Here is a 13,424-nt window from a genome sequence, read left to right on the forward strand (position 1 = left end):
GTGCTCCTGTGCTGTGGTGTTCACGTTCGCCAGCAGTATTGAGCTAAAATGCGGAAGTAAAAACTGATGACTTTCAGCCAAGGGATTTCCTCTTTTATGCCTACTAGCCGCCTTTATCAGCAATTTCAACGGCTCGCCCAGCAGCTTGGCTGCGACGAGCGGGAAATCAGCCTCGCCGAGGTGGCGGACTTGCTCTGCTGCACCCCCCGCAATGCCCGCCTGCTGCTGCGCCGCATGGAAGGGCAGGGCTGGCTGTGCTGGACGGCGGAGGCAGGGCGGGGGCGGCGCTCCCGCCTCACCCTGCTCGACAACCAGGAGAGCCTGACCCGGCGCCGATTGCGGGATCTGCTGAGTCAGGGCCAGCTGGCGCAGGCGGTGCGGCTGGCCGAAGATCGCCTCGATCTGCTCACCCCGCTGCTGATCGAGCAGCTCGGCCAGGCCACCCGGGAGGGGCGCCAGATCCTGAGGGTGCCCTACTACCGGCCCCTGCCCGGTCTGTTGCCCACCGCGCCCTTGCGCCGCTCCGAAATTCACCTGAGCCGCCAGATCTTCAACGGTCTGACCCGGCGAAACGAGGAAAATGGGGAAATCGAGGGGGATCTCGCCCACTACTGGGAGTGTCTGGGCCCCTGCCATTGGCGCTTCTACTTGAGGCCGGCGGTGCGTTTTCACCACGGCCGCGAGCTGGTGGTGGAGGACGTGGCGGAGAGCCTGCTGGCCTTGCGGGATCGCCCGCTGTTCGCCCATCTGGCGCGGCTGGAGAGCCGCTGGCCGCGCACCCTGGACATCCATCTCGACAGCCCGGATCCTCTGCTGCCGCACCTGCTGGCCGAGCCGGTGGCGGCCATCCTGCCGCGGGAGCTCAAGGGGGAGGCGAATTTCGCCCTGCAGCCGGTGGGCACCGGCCCCTATCGGGTGAGCGCCAACGACCCGCTGCACCTGTGCCTCGAAGCATTTGACGACTATTTCGGGCTGCGGGCCCTGCTCGACGAGATCGACATCTGGATGCTGCCGGAGCTGGCGGAGCGGCTGGAGAGCCACGTCAGGCTGGGCAGCGACACCCCGGAGCTTGGCTCCATGCGCGGGGAGTCCGAACTGGAATCCGGCTGCTACTTCCTGCTGCAGGACGACAGATCGGCCCCTCTGCAGGACCCGGCCCTGCGCCAGTGGCTGACCCGGCTGCTCAACCCCATCGCCCTGATGGCCCGGGTGGCACCCGAGCTGCAGCGGGGCTGGACCAGCGCACTGGGCCTCCTGCCCCACTGGCGCGAGAGCCTGCCTCTTCCCGAGTCCGGCCCGGTCAGCCTGCCAGCGCGGCTGGTACTGGCCTGCTTCAACCAGCATCTGGAGTTCAACGAGTGCGCCAGCGCCATGAGCAGCCTGCTGGCAGAGCAGGGGATCCAGCTCGAGGTGCGTACCCTGGACTACGGGCGCTGGGTGAGCGGGGAGGATGAAGATGTGGATCTCTGGTTCGGCACCCTCAACCTGGAGCATGAGCACGCCTTCGCCCCTTACGCCTGGCTTCAGGGCACCCCCTTGCTGCGCCGGGTGTGGGGCGGCCAGCAGGCCCTGTGGCAGGGATTGACGCAGTGGCGCGCCCATGGTGAAGAGCCCGGCCCCCGCGCCCTGCTGGCCGAGGTGCAGCGCCAGAGCTGGTTCGTGCCGCTGTTTCACCATTGGCTGGAGCTGGAGAGCCGGGTCGGCGTGCACGGCGTGCGCATGACGGCCCTTGGCTGGTTCGATTTTCGCAGCGCCTGGTTAAAGCCCGAGCAGGTGGCGCAGGAGCCGGAAACCGGCGGTGGCTCTCACCCCCAGGCAGGGACGCTTGAGTCGGACGGGTTGGCGCGCTAGCCTGTGCGCGGTCCTACGACAAGGAGTCGACATCCATGCTGGAAATGCAGATCCAACCCCGTTTTCAAGAGACGGACGCCCTCGGCCACATTAACAACACGGTGCCGGCGGTCTGGTTTGAATCGGCCCGTGATCCCCTGTTTCGCCTCTTCTCGCCCGAGCTGGATGTGCATGACTGGCATCTGATCATCGCGGGCTACACGGTGCAATTCAAACGGGAGCTGTTCTATGGCCAGATGGTGTCGATCAAGACCGGCGTGCGGCGTATCGGTACCAGCTCCTTCACGCTCTGGCAGGAAGCCTGGCAGGGCGGCGAGCTGGCGGTGACCGCCGAGACGACCCTGATCCATTTTGACTACCGGACCCGGCAGTCCATCCCTTTGAGCGAGGCTCACCGGGAGGGACTGAGGACCTGGCTGGTAGAGAGTTAATCCGGCCTTCGGGCCCACCACAGGACACTTATGCGCACAACCGCGATCGCCCTGAGCCTCGGCTTGGGACTGGGACTCTGCTCCCTGCCTTCATTCGCCGCCTCCCTGGCCGAGCAGTTCACCCTGATGGAGAAGGGGGCCGACAGCGCCCTCGATACCCGCTTGTTCAGCCACGATGGCGTTGACATCAAGGCCTGGGTCGACGGCACGCCTGTCATCATCGCCGTGCCCATCCTGAACGAGCAGGGCAAACAGGAAGGGGAGAGCCGTTACTACTTCAAGGGCGGCAAGCTGTTCGGGGTGAAGGAGCCCGCCGCCCAGTTCGCCTTCGATGACAGTGGCAAGCTGACCCAATGGCTGGACGACAAGGGGCAGCCTGCGGAGTTTGTCAGCAAGATGAGCATGCAGCAGCGGGAAGCCTGGCTGACCAGACGGGCGGCCGAGCTGGGCGGGTTGTTTGCACCGAGCACCGCCGAGGAGAGGGCTGACAAGGGCGTCAAGCTCAAGGGGGCCGAGCTCGCCCAGTGGCTCTGCAATGGCAAGCTGATGGCGCTCGCCGGAGGTGACAAGGTGACCTTCGAGCCGGCCAAACTCAAGAGGAGTGCAGAGGGCATCAAGGGAGAGGTCTCCCTGCGCCAGGAGAAGGGGTGGCAGGATCTCTGCCTCACCTGCGAGGTGCAGGGCAACCGGGTGACTCGCCTCACCTGGCAGCCACTGCCGGGTGCCAACAAGCCGCAGTAAGGGTGGCAGCGTCAAAGAATGGGGCCCACTTGCGGGCCCCTTTTTCATGCCGGTTACTGCTCGCCCAGGGTGAGCCGGGTGAGGGTCTCCACCCGTCGCCACTGACCGGGCTCGAACCAGTGTGCCAGGATCTCCGGCTGCTGGCTGGCCCGGGCCTCGGCAGGCAGGGGCCTGATCTCGGCCAGATAGCCGGCCAGCTGCTGCTCGAACCCCTGCTGGCTCTCTGCCAGCTGGAGCAACCGGTCTGCCGCCTCCGGTCCCAACTGTTCGCGCAGTGCGGCGTCACGCCCGGCTGCGGGGAGTTGTTCCAGAGCCTGCAGATCGCCCAGCAGGCGGCTGTTGGCCTCCGCCTCCCGAAACCACTGGGGCTGCTCCGCCAGCCAGAGCTCCAGCTCGCTCGCCAGCAGCGGCTTGTCGGCATCGCTGGCCTCCGCCAGCGCCTTGCGGCGCAGGGTCCACTGCTCCATCAGCCTGTCCTCGGCAAACAGCTGCTCCTGCTCGACCGGGGTGAAGCGCTGCCTGCGCAACTGTTCGCGCTCGTCGAACAGTTTCTGCAAGCTGGCCAGGCCCGGATCCGTCGGCACCGTCAGGCTGCCCTCAGCCGCGAGAAAGGCTTCATGGCGGGCCTGCAGCGAGCCCTTGTCCGACGGTGGTGCAGCCTGCCTGACCAGAGGGGAAGCGGGCCCGGCATGTTGCGGCGAAGGGGCGGTTGCGTCAGCGGAGGGCCAATACTGCCAGCCCCCCAGCAGCAGGGCTGTCGCCAGCGGAGCAGCCATCAGCCATGCCCTGTTCATAGTCCCAGCCTCTGCAGGCGGTTGGCGTGCTGGCGATAGAGGTTGACCGGGTCGGTCTCGAACAGGTGGCGAATGCCGAACGACTGGTTCACCTCGTCCAGATGGTTCATGCGGTAGTGGGTGCCGATCACCTTGCCGAGGTGGCTGCTGCATACCCCGACCAGACCGTCACTGGGCTCCTTGAAGAAGCTGCCGGTCAGCGCCAGCGCGGGATCTACCGGATCCAGGATGTTGGTCATGGTGCCGCGCCCGCTCCAGGAGAAGTAGTAGACCCCGTTGGCGGCCTGCATGGGCCCTTCACCGCAATGCTGGCTCGGCAGCCCTTCCGGATAGCGCTGGTTGAAGCGCTGGGCGCCGGTGCTGGTGAGGGCGTCGAGGGCGGCGAGGGGATCCTGCGGCAGCTGGCTGCCCCCGGAGAGCAGCGAGATGACCCCGGACAGGGCCGAGGCGGCGGCCACCGCCAGACCTTCGGCCGCCGAGCCCGGCGTCACCTTGGCCCGCACCAGGTCGGCGATCTCCGAGCCATGGTTGACCCCGCCCACGCTGGTGGCGGAAGCGACCAACTCGGGGGCGACCGAAGCGACGTAGCGAATGGTGGGGCCACCGTGAGAGTGGCCGATGAGGTTCACCTTCTCTGCCCCCGTGACGGCGAGCACCTGCTGCACCTGCTTGAGCAGCTGTTCACCGCGCAGCTCCGAGCTCTGGGTGGCGGAGACCTGGGCCACGTAGACCTTGGCGCCATCCCGGGTCAGGGCCTGGGGGATGCCGTAGAAGTAATCGACTCCGAGCAGCTTGTCGAAACCGAACAGACCGTGCACCAGCACTATGGGGTAGCGGGTCTGGGTATAACCGGCCCCCTGACCCAGCATGGGCAGGGCGCACAACAGCATCAATAGCCATCTTTTCATCTTCACCGTCCTTGTGAAAAAACCGGCTGCATTCTGGTCGTCACCGGGCAGCCACCGGCCTCATGCCAGTACCGGCAGCATGGTGGCTGAACTCAAATGTATCTGTGGATGGGATCACTAAACCGGGGATTGCAGAAAAACCCTACCCATATGGGCAAAAAAGGCGGCACCAACTATTCCTTGTGTCTGCTCATCAAATAAGTTAAATAATAATTATTATCATTTGAGTGGTCGAGTCATGACGGGAACCTGGGTGAAGGGGTGGGTCAGTACCACCGGAGCGGACAGCAGCATGGCGCACTGGAAGGCGCAGACCCTGAGTGGCAACCGTCATTTCGATGCGGGGGAGTACGCCAGGGCGCTCGACTGCTATCAGCAGGCGCTGTGGCTTGCCCGCCAGCAGTTTGCCGACTGGCATGATGCCGACGAAGCGGTGGCGGCCCTGGTGGTGGCCCATCACAACCTGGCGGATCTGCTGGTGGCCATGACCCTGCCGGATCGGGCCGCCGACCTGTTGTGTCACATCCATGATTGCCTGCTGGCCACCAGCCAGTCCCCCACCAGTTCCGCTGCCCTGCGGGAGGCGGCTGTTCGCCACGCCCGCAGCACCCGTACCGAGCTGCTCGCCTTTCTGGGCAAACACGGTCATCACGACGGCATCCAGCGCAGCCTGGGTCAATGTCTGTGTCAGACCGGCTCTGCCCATCAACTGCATTGAGCCCAACAGGAGAGACAATGAACATGAGCCATACCCTGCCAGCCCTTCCTTACGCTTATGACGCGCTGGAACCCCATATCGATGCAAAGACCATGGAGATCCATCACAGCCGTCACCATCAGACCTACATCAACAACCTCAATACCGCCCTGGCCGATCTGCCGGAGCTGGCTGCCCTGCCGCTGGAGGCATTGCTTGCCCGTATCGACAGCCTGCCGGCCCAGGTGCAGGGGGCGGTGCGCAATCACGGCGGCGGTCACGCCAACCACAGCCTGTTCTGGCAGGTGATGAGTCCGCAGGGCGGCGGCGAGCCGGACGGCGAGCTGGCCGCAGCGATCGAGCGGGATCTGGGTGGGCTGGAATCCTTCAGACAGGCCTTTACCCAGGCGGCGTTGAGCCGTTTTGGCAGCGGCTGGGCCTGGCTGGTGGTCGATGGGCGCGGCAATTTGCAGGTGGTGAGCAGCGCGAACCAGGACAGCCCCCTGATGGAGGGGCTCACCCCCATACTCGGGCTGGATGTGTGGGAGCATGCCTACTACCTCAAGTACCAGAACAAGCGTCCCGACTACATAGCCGCGTTTTACAAGGTGATCGACTGGAGCGAGGTGGCACGGCGTTACGTGGCGGCGCTGGCCTGATCACCGGAAATACCGAGCCCAATGAAAGAGACCCGCCTGTTGGCGGGTCTCTGCTATTGAGGGGTCGGCGCACTGCCGGTTGGCGGCGCCACACTGGCGGCAGCCGGATTATCCACGGGCGTTGCCTCGCTCGGCACGGCTGCGCTGGTGGCCGGGGCACTGCTGGTTGGCATTGCTGCACTGGCGGCAGCCGGGCTATCCATGAGCGTTGCCTCGCTCGGCACGGCGGCGCTGGTGGCCAAGGCTCCGCTGGTTGCAGCCGCCGCACTGGTGGCGGTTGCCGCGCTCACTGCCGCTGCCGGTTTGGCCTTCGGCTTATGAGGGGGCGGTGCAATGGGCAGGCAGGGCTGGCTCGCGCCTATGGTGCTCAGCGCCTGGCAGGGGACCGGGCCGCCGATGACGATGGGCTCGCCGAGGAACTTGGGACCCTTGTCCAGCACGTAGAGGTCGAGCAGCCCCATCAGGCGGGCGAACACCTCGCGCACCCGGGTCTTGATGCCCTGATAGGCGCTGGGATCCACGGCGTTGAAGCCGACCGCCTCGATGCCGAAATGGCGGGCGATGAAGATGGCTCGCTCGTTGTGAAAGGCCTGGGAGACCACGGTGAAGTGGGCCTGACCGAACACCTCCTTGGCACGCACGATGGAGTCCAGGGTCCGAAAGCCGGCGTAGTCGCTGTAGATGGCGTTGGCCGGGATGCCGGCCTGGATCAGGGCCCGCCGCATTTGGCGCGGTTCGTTGTACTGCACGGTGGCGTTGTCGCCGGAGACCAGGATGTAGTCCACCTTGCCGTTGTTGTAGAGCTCGGCGGCGGCCTTGATCCGGTATTTGAAGTAGTGGTTCGGGCTGCCGCCAATCAGGTATTTGGAGGTGCCGAGCACCAGGGCGACCCGGTTGTAGGGCACCGCGTTGACGTCGTCGTAGGTGTAGTGACGGGCGTCCGAGACGGTCCACTCGCTGTAGCCAAGCAGGGCGGCGATGGAGGCCAGCAACAGGCAGAGGCAGGCGAGCAGGATCTTGGCAAACTTCTTCATGCGCGGTGCGGTTCGGGTCTGAAGTAAGAGAAGACAGGGGGTCATTCTATTACAAGTTGTTGTGGCGCGTCAGGTTTGATGGCGGCGCAGGGGCTCACTCGGGCAGAGGTTGTCGCAGCGCGCGCCAGGATCCCGGGCTTATCAAACGGCGCCATCAACAAGGGGCGGCCATGGCCGCCCCTTGTCATAGCCGTCTCGTCCTCAGTGGGAGGAGTCGTTGGCCTTGCACTCGTCGGAGTCCTTGTTGGCTTCCCACCAAGGCAGCAGCTCGCGGCCGAGCCACTGCTGGTAGGCCTCGCTGTCATTGGCAATCAGCTGGTCCAGCTCGGCTTCGAAGGTGCTCATGGCCTGCTCTCGATCCGGGTTGCGCAGGGCCTGGGCCATGGCCAGCCAGCTGGCGCTGCGACCGGTCTCGTTCAGGAAGCGGTGCACGGTGTAGGACCAGGAGTAGACCATCTCGCCGCCCTTGTCGTAATCCAGGTGCAGGATGTCGGCCAGGGCCGGGCGATCGCTGGCCGGGCGGCCGGCGACGTTGTCCAGACCGCGGGCGAAGCACTGGCCGTGGGCGACGAACTCCGCCAGCCCTTCCGACCACCAGGTGGTGCGGTTGAGCGGGTAGTGGCCGAAGCTGCCGTACTGGTTGAAGCGACCGTCCAGGTAGTGGACGTACTCGTGGCGCAGGTTCCACACCTGGAATGCAGGGCGCTTCCACTCCGCCTCGTAGGCGAAGAAGCGGGCCTGGTTACCGGGGCGAGCCGGATCCCCTTCGAGGTAGATACCGCCGTTGTCGGTGGAGACGCCGCCGAACAGGGCACTGCCGTAGCGTTTCCAGTCGGCGGAGGAGTTGAAGACCACCAGTTCCAGCGCCTCGTTGTGATCGTCCGCCACCGGCTGCCAGCCGGTTTCCATCTGCTGGTGGAACTGCTGCTCTTCGGCACCCAGTTCACGGCAGATCCCCTCGGCCTGAGCCATGGTCAGATCCTGGGCCCGCAGGCGCAGGGTCGGCGAGCAGGTGTGCTCGAACGGCAGCACGTCCTCCACCCGGACAGGGGTACAGAGCTCGGCGAAGTCACCGCTGATGCAGGCTTCGCTGGTGCGGTCCGTGTAGGTCAGGTAGTAGGTGGAGAGGGTCAGTGACATGTCTTCCAGCAGCTCCTGACTCTGCTGGCCACCGGGGATCAGGTCGTGGTGGCGAACCAGTGCGATGACGGAGTCATCCAGAAGGGTGCGATAGCCGTCGAGCTCGTTCGGGCGGGTATAGCGGGCGACCCGGTAGAGGCGGGTGTAGGCATCCAGCACGTTGTTGAGCAGGAACAGATCGGCGCCATCCCTTCCTTGCCACAACGCGAGTTCGCTCATGCCGAGGGCGTGCAGTTGCTTGCGCAGCTCGCCATCCTGCTGGCGGAAGTCGTTGGCGAAGGGATCGCTGTAGTCGCTGGCGAAGTCGAGGAAGTTGAGCAGATCGAACAGACCGGTCGCCCAGGCGTGCTGGCCGTTGATCTCGCTGGCATGGCGGGTGCTGTAGGCCAGCATCTGGTTGAACTCGCCGAGCAGGGTGCCAAAGCGGCTTTGCACTGCCGGGCTCTTGAACTGGCCGTGCAGGGCGATGCTCCAGGCACCCATGACGGCGCCTACTTCGTCGCTGGCCTGCTCCGGGAAGAGCAGCGGATGGGCGCCTAGCGCGGTCAATGCCTCGGCCAGCGCCTCGGCAGCAGCCGGGCCGTCTTCCTTGTGCTTGCCGTAGTTGTGGTAGTTGTGGGCACGCACGTATTCCAGCAGCAGCTTCATGGCCGGATGGGCCGGCTGATTGGCCGCCAGCAGGCTCTGGATGCCGCGGGACACGGACAGCAGCTTGGTGTCATCGTGACCATAGTTCTCCTGCCAGACCGGTGCGGGCTGGCCACTGGCATCCTGCACTATCTTGGCCGCGTCGGCGTCCAGCAGTTCGGTGCCCGGCAGATCCGGCTCGGAGCAGGTGCGGCCGTCGGCACGGCGACAGTCGATCTGCTCTTCCTTGCTGGCCAGCACGATGGGGCGGTTGAGCACCCGGCTCTCCTGCCACTCGGTTGTTTCCGGCAGGGTCTGCCATTCGCTGCCCCCCACCGGGTATTGATAGCCGGTGTCCTTCAAGACCACCTGCACTTCGCTGCCGGCGGGCAGGGTCTGACGGCACACCCGATAGCTGATGGTCTTGTCCCCTTCCTGACGGGTCTGGGGTTCATTGCACTCCTGCTGGGCCTTGATCTCGTCCAGCAACCAGGTGTACTGGCGCCAGACGTGCAGCTCGCTCACCTGCTTGGCGGCCTGGCTGCCCGCGATGGGCTGCAGGCGGAAGAAGATCTGCTCGAGGCGACCATCCCGTTCGTTGGGGGTCTCTTCCAGCACCTTCAATTGCTGCCAGTTTTGCGGCTGGTACTGCCATGCCTGCTCGGCGCAGCGACCTTCGGCGTTGAGCTCACAGCGATCCAGCTCCTGCTCGCTGTGACCCAGGATGACCCGCTCAGCCAGCGGCAGACGATCCTGACGCGGCGCGGTGGGGGTGCCCGCCAGCGGCTCCCAGCGGCCCTGCTTCATGCCGTAGCCATAGTCATAGCTGCTGGCCGGGACGGCCTTGCCGGCCGGTACCACCTCTTCACAGCTGAGGTAGCGGATCTGCCAGCCCTGCTCGATCTTGAGTTGCGGCTCGCCGCACTGCTGCTCTGCCAGCGCAGCCAGGTTGGCATCGCGCCAGTCGAAGCGGCGATACACCCTCAACTGCTGATAAGGGCCGTCGCTGCTGTGGGCGCTCAGTTCAAAGGTCACTTCGGTGAGACGATCCCCCAGCTGACGGCTGGATTCACCGTTGAGTTGATACTGTTGCCAGTCGGAGGGGGAGTAGTTGGCCAGCGCCGAAGTGGCGAGCAGGCTTGGGGCTGCCAGGAGCAGCAGCCGGGGAGAGAGGTGCTTCATCATGATCCCTTTGGTGGATGGAGAGGCGTGGGGACCAGAGAGGGTATTGGGCTCCAAAGGAATATCAATTGGCCAGATGGCGCAGCGAAATGATGCATTCGGGAGCAAACAACATAAAAACAGCCCCAAAGGGGGCTGTGTTGATAGCAAGGACTCCGCCCCATATGGGGGAGGCGTCACTCCTCTTGTCGCAAGCTGCGGGCGAGCAGGGTGCGGGAGGGTTTCAGATTGCCGCCGAGATCCGGCCAGGGATGCCACTGGTCCGGCACCATGAAGCTGGGTAACGACAGCCTGATCCAGGCGGCCAGTTCGGCAGGGGGGGCCGGTTCGCCGTGCCAGTCGATGAAGGCGGCGGGCCTATGCCCCCACTCGTCGCTCGGCACCGGCACCACCAGGGCCTGGGCCACGGCGGGGTGATCCACCAGCCGCTGCTCTATGGTCTCGGGCTGGATGTTCTCCCCTCCCGAGATGAAGAGGTTGTCGAGCCGCCCCTCCACCACCAGATCGCCCCCCGGAGTGAGGCGGCCCTTGTCCCGGGTGTGGAACCAGCCCTCTTCATCGAGGGGGCGCACCAGCTCGCCTTCCCTGAAATAGCCGGCAAACAGGGTCTCACCGCGCACGCAGATCTCCCCCTGGCGGATGCAGACCTCCCGCCCCGGCAGCGGGCGGCCCACCACGCCGGCGGCACAGGGTTGCCCGGTGCAGACCTGGCTGCCCATCTCGGAGAGGCCATAGCTCACCTTGGGCTCCAGCCCCAGAGCGGTCAGCCGGTTGACCAGGGGCGCCGGGATGGCGGCTCCCCCGAGCAGCAGCTCTCGCACCCGGGTGCGGGATGGGTCGAATCCCTGTGCCAGCAGGCGCCAGAGCTGGGTCGGCACCAGCGAGAGGTGGGTGATGGGCTGATCCTCGAGCCGCGCCTTGAGGGGCCGGGTGCGATCGTCCAGCACCAGGGCGGCTCCCGCCAGGAAGACCCGGAACAGGATGGCGTAACCGCCGACGTGAAACAGCGGCAGGGAGAGCAGCCAGCCGCAGGCTTCGTCCAGGGGGATCAGGGTGGCGGAACCCCGGGCCGAAGCGAGGTGGTTGGCGAGGCGGTGTACCACCGCCTTGGGGGTACCGCTGGATCCCGAGGTGAGGATCATGTTGTTCGGCTGGTCGGGTACCAGCGGGGACTCCCCATCTGCGGCCAGCTCGCCCGTGAAGTCGAGGCTGAGGGCTTGCCAGTCGCCCGCCGGGATCTCGCCTGCCGACCAGAATGCCCGGGCCTCGAGCTGGCTCGCCAGTTCGCTGTGTCTGGTTGCCGGAAAGGCGGGATTGAGGGGGCAGAAGACGATGCCGCTGCGCACGCAGGCCCAGGCCAGCAACACATCCTCCAGGGCGCCGCGCACCACGGCGGCGAGATGATCTCCTCGTTCCAGCCCGGCCCGGGCGAGCTGATTGCACAGGTTGTTGAGGCGCAGGTCGAGGCGCTGGTAGCTAAGAGGCTCCCCGCTGTGGATGGCAATGCGATGAGGGGCCTGTGTCGCCCAGCGTCGTACCGGGCAGGTTTCCTGCCGTGGGATCTGACGGGTCACCATGGGTCAGTCACGGTGAAACAGGGGGTCCACCCTGCCCGGATCGGGTTGCCCTTGCTTGTCCAGCAGATCCCTGGCCAGCCAGCGGCGGGTATCGAGGCCAGGGGCCTGATCCGGCGCCCACTCCCCTGCGAGGCGGGCGAGCTGGCCGAGGCCGAGACCGGACTCGAAACAGGAAGAGACGATCACCTTGAGCTTCAGTTCGCGAGCGCGGGCCACCAGGGCCTCGCTGTTGGCCAGGGCGCCGAGCAGGGTCGGCTTGAGCACCAGGGCGCGCAGTTGCGGGATGGGCTCCCAGGGCTTGCCCTGGGCCAGCAGTTCGTCCAGCGCCACCGGCATGCCGGTGCGGCTGGCGACGAAGGCGATGTCCTCGAAGTCGGCGCACAGATCTTCGAGGTATTCGATGCGATTCGGATCCAGGTGGCCGCAAAAGGCCCAGGCCTCCTCGCGGGTCCAGCCCTGGTTGGCGTCCAGGACCAGCTTGAGGTTGGGGCGCCGATCGAGCAGTAGCCGGATTAGCGCCAGCTCGTCGCGCATGGGGTAGCGGGCCACCTTCAGCTTGGCCTTGAGGGGGGTCTCGTGCAGCCACTGCTTCCAGTTCTTGAGCAGCTCCTGGGGGGAGCCCTGGATCAGCGGATAGGGCTCGGGCAGGGGGGCACCCTGCTCGGGCCAGCTACGACGGGCGCAGTCGAGCCCGAACTGCACCGAGGGCAGCTGTGGCGTCGGGGTCTGTCCCCGCGCCAGCTGCGCCAGACAGTCGAGGGCCTCGGCCTGGGCGTCGGCCAGGGTCTCTTTGGAAAATCCTGGCAGGGGGGCTATCTCCCCCCAGCCATCGTCGATGCGTACCAGCAGGCCCTCGCGCGCTACCTGCAACTGACCGTGAAAGGCCAGGGGCTGGGTAAAGGGCAGTTGGTAGCGGTAGAGGGCGAGTGTCATCAGGGATTCCGCTTGTATTTGGAGAAGTCGGGACGGCGTTTCTCGTTGAATGCATTGCGCCCTTCCTGACCCTCTTCGGTCATGTAGAACAGCATGGTGGCATTGCCTGCCAGCTCCTGCAAACCGGCCTGGCCGTCACAGTCGGCGTTGAGGGCCGCCTTCAGGCAGCGCAGAGCCATGGGGCTGTGTTGCAGCATCTCGCGGCACCAGCGCACGGTTTCACGCTCCAGCTCGGCCAGGGGCACGACGGTGTTGACCAGCCCCATGTCGAGGGCCTGTTTGGCGTCGTAGAGGCGGCAGAGGAACCAGATCTCCCGAGCCTTCTTCTGGCCGACGATGCGGGCCATGTAGGAGGCGCCCCAGCCGCCGTCGAAGGAGCCCACCTTGGGGCCGGTCTGGCCGAACTGGGCGTTGTCGGCGGCGATGGTCAGGTCGCACATCATGTGCAGCACGTGGCCGCCACCGACGGCGTAGCCAGCCACCATGGCCACCACGGGTTTGGGGCAGGTACGGATGTCACGCTGGAAGTCGAGCACGTTGAGGTGATGGGTGCCTTCATCGTCCTTGTAGCCACCGTAGTCGCCGCGGATCTTCTGGTCGCCGCCGGCGCAGAAGGCCTTCTCGCCGAAGCCGGTGAGGATGATGGAGCCGACCTTGTCGTCGTAGCGGGCATCGGCCAGGGCTTGCAGCATCTCTTTCACGGTACGGGGGCGGAAGGCGTTGCGCACCTGGGGACGGTTGATGGTGATCTTGGCAATGCCCTCTGGGGACTTGTGATAGAGGATGTCCTCGTAACCGGCGGAGCAGTCGTGCCACTCGACAGGGGCATAGAGCTCGGCTTCCGTCATTG

The 13,424-nt window shown here is 65.7% G+C and carries 12 protein-coding genes; 5 read left to right on the forward strand and 7 right to left on the reverse strand.

Annotation, left to right across the window (positions count from 1 at the left end):
- The first annotated feature begins 96 nt into the window (after positions 1–96).
- Genes sgrR through AB5Y50_RS17935 form a run of 3 tightly spaced genes read left to right on the forward strand, consistent with a single transcriptional unit; the run spans position 97 to position 3,023 of the window.
- Positions 97–1,851 (forward strand): HTH-type transcriptional regulator SgrR, encoded by a 1,755-nt coding sequence (gene sgrR, locus AB5Y50_RS17925; RefSeq protein WP_319882998.1) that lies wholly within the window; start codon positions 97–99, stop codon positions 1,849–1,851.
- Between the two features lie 35 nt (positions 1,852–1,886).
- Complete coding sequence (locus AB5Y50_RS17930; RefSeq protein WP_052815623.1) at positions 1,887–2,282, forward strand: thioesterase family protein; 396 nt, start codon at positions 1,887–1,889, stop codon at positions 2,280–2,282.
- Positions 2,283–2,312: 30 nt separating this feature from the next.
- Positions 2,313–3,023 carry a hypothetical protein gene (locus AB5Y50_RS17935; protein WP_319882999.1) on the forward strand — a complete coding sequence of 237 codons (711 nt, stop codon included), beginning with the start codon at positions 2,313–2,315 and terminating at the stop codon, positions 3,021–3,023.
- A 53-nt stretch (positions 3,024–3,076) separates the two neighbouring features.
- On the opposite strand, the gene AB5Y50_RS17940 is transcribed toward AB5Y50_RS17935, so the two are convergent.
- Together AB5Y50_RS17940 and AB5Y50_RS17945 are read right to left on the reverse strand one after the other, a co-directional pair.
- Entirely contained in the window at positions 3,077–3,817 is a 741-nt protein-coding gene (locus AB5Y50_RS17940; RefSeq protein ID WP_319883000.1) for a lipase secretion chaperone, read from the reverse strand.
- The gene (locus tag AB5Y50_RS17945; protein WP_029313597.1) at positions 3,814–4,725 is read right to left on the reverse strand and encodes a triacylglycerol lipase; all 912 of its coding nucleotides are present in this window, start codon (positions 4,723–4,725) and stop codon (positions 3,814–3,816) included. The genes AB5Y50_RS17940 and AB5Y50_RS17945 overlap by 4 nt, the downstream gene beginning before the upstream one ends.
- A gap of 292 nt (positions 4,726–5,017) precedes the next feature.
- On the opposite strand from AB5Y50_RS17945, the gene AB5Y50_RS17950 reads away from it, so the two are divergent.
- Entirely contained in the window at positions 5,018–5,443 is a 426-nt protein-coding gene (locus AB5Y50_RS17950; protein WP_029313599.1) for a hypothetical protein, read from the forward strand.
- Positions 5,444–5,466: 23 nt separating this feature from the next.
- Positions 5,467–6,081 (forward strand): superoxide dismutase, encoded by a 615-nt coding sequence (locus tag AB5Y50_RS17955; RefSeq protein ID WP_319883007.1) that lies wholly within the window; start codon positions 5,467–5,469, stop codon positions 6,079–6,081.
- 53 nt (positions 6,082–6,134) lie between these two features.
- Here AB5Y50_RS17955 and AB5Y50_RS17960 read toward each other — a convergent pair whose 3' ends face one another.
- From AB5Y50_RS17960 to menB, 5 genes are all read right to left on the reverse strand, one after another.
- Positions 6,135–7,115: a vancomycin high temperature exclusion protein gene (locus AB5Y50_RS17960; protein ID WP_182935162.1), complete on the reverse strand. Its 981-nt coding sequence runs from the start codon at positions 7,113–7,115 to the stop codon at positions 6,135–6,137.
- Between the two features lie 201 nt (positions 7,116–7,316).
- Positions 7,317–10,064, reverse strand: a complete 2,748-nt coding sequence (locus AB5Y50_RS17965; RefSeq protein WP_319883001.1) for a collagenase — start codon at positions 10,062–10,064, stop codon at positions 7,317–7,319.
- A gap of 176 nt (positions 10,065–10,240) precedes the next feature.
- Complete coding sequence (gene menE / locus AB5Y50_RS17970) at positions 10,241–11,641, reverse strand: o-succinylbenzoate--CoA ligase (protein WP_319883002.1); 1,401 nt, start codon at positions 11,639–11,641, stop codon at positions 10,241–10,243.
- A gap of 3 nt (positions 11,642–11,644) precedes the next feature.
- Positions 11,645–12,574: an o-succinylbenzoate synthase gene (menC, locus tag AB5Y50_RS17975; RefSeq protein ID WP_319883003.1), complete on the reverse strand. Its 930-nt coding sequence runs from the start codon at positions 12,572–12,574 to the stop codon at positions 11,645–11,647.
- Complete coding sequence (menB, locus tag AB5Y50_RS17980; RefSeq protein ID WP_010672740.1) at positions 12,574–13,422, reverse strand: 1,4-dihydroxy-2-naphthoyl-CoA synthase; 849 nt, start codon at positions 13,420–13,422, stop codon at positions 12,574–12,576. Before menB ends, menC begins: the two co-directional genes overlap by 1 nt.
- Positions 13,423–13,424 lie beyond the last annotated feature (2 nt).

This window comes from Aeromonas sp. s6 (assembly GCF_040907815.1).
In the GTDB taxonomy this organism is placed as follows: domain Bacteria; phylum Pseudomonadota; class Gammaproteobacteria; order Enterobacterales; family Aeromonadaceae; genus Aeromonas; species Aeromonas caviae.

Bases quoted from the DNA above. Each gene is read 5' to 3' on its own strand.
- AB5Y50_RS17955 (WP_319883007.1), top strand. From the start codon at position 5,467: ATGAGCCATACCCTGCCAGCCCTTCCTTACGCTTATGACGCGCTGGAA.
- AB5Y50_RS17960 (WP_182935162.1), bottom strand. From the start codon at position 7,115: ATGAAGAAGTTTGCCAAGATCCTGCTCGCCTGCCTCTGCCTGTTGCTG.
- menB (WP_010672740.1), bottom strand. From the start codon at position 13,422: ATGACGGAAGCCGAGCTCTATGCCCCTGTCGAGTGGCACGACTGCTCC.
- AB5Y50_RS17950 (WP_029313599.1), top strand. From the start codon at position 5,018: ATGGCGCACTGGAAGGCGCAGACCCTGAGTGGCAACCGTCATTTCGAT.
- AB5Y50_RS17945 (WP_029313597.1), bottom strand. From the start codon at position 4,725: ATGAAAAGATGGCTATTGATGCTGTTGTGCGCCCTGCCCATGCTGGGT.
- AB5Y50_RS17930 (WP_052815623.1), top strand. From the start codon at position 1,887: ATGCTGGAAATGCAGATCCAACCCCGTTTTCAAGAGACGGACGCCCTC.
- menE (WP_319883002.1), bottom strand. From the start codon at position 11,641: ATGGTGACCCGTCAGATCCCACGGCAGGAAACCTGCCCGGTACGACGC.
- AB5Y50_RS17935 (WP_319882999.1), top strand. From the start codon at position 2,313: ATGCGCACAACCGCGATCGCCCTGAGCCTCGGCTTGGGACTGGGACTC.
- menC (WP_319883003.1), bottom strand. From the start codon at position 12,574: ATGACACTCGCCCTCTACCGCTACCAACTGCCCTTTACCCAGCCCCTG.
- AB5Y50_RS17965 (WP_319883001.1), bottom strand. From the start codon at position 10,064: ATGAAGCACCTCTCTCCCCGGCTGCTGCTCCTGGCAGCCCCAAGCCTG.
- sgrR (WP_319882998.1), top strand. From the start codon at position 97: ATGCCTACTAGCCGCCTTTATCAGCAATTTCAACGGCTCGCCCAGCAG.
- AB5Y50_RS17940 (WP_319883000.1), bottom strand. From the start codon at position 3,817: ATGAACAGGGCATGGCTGATGGCTGCTCCGCTGGCGACAGCCCTGCTG.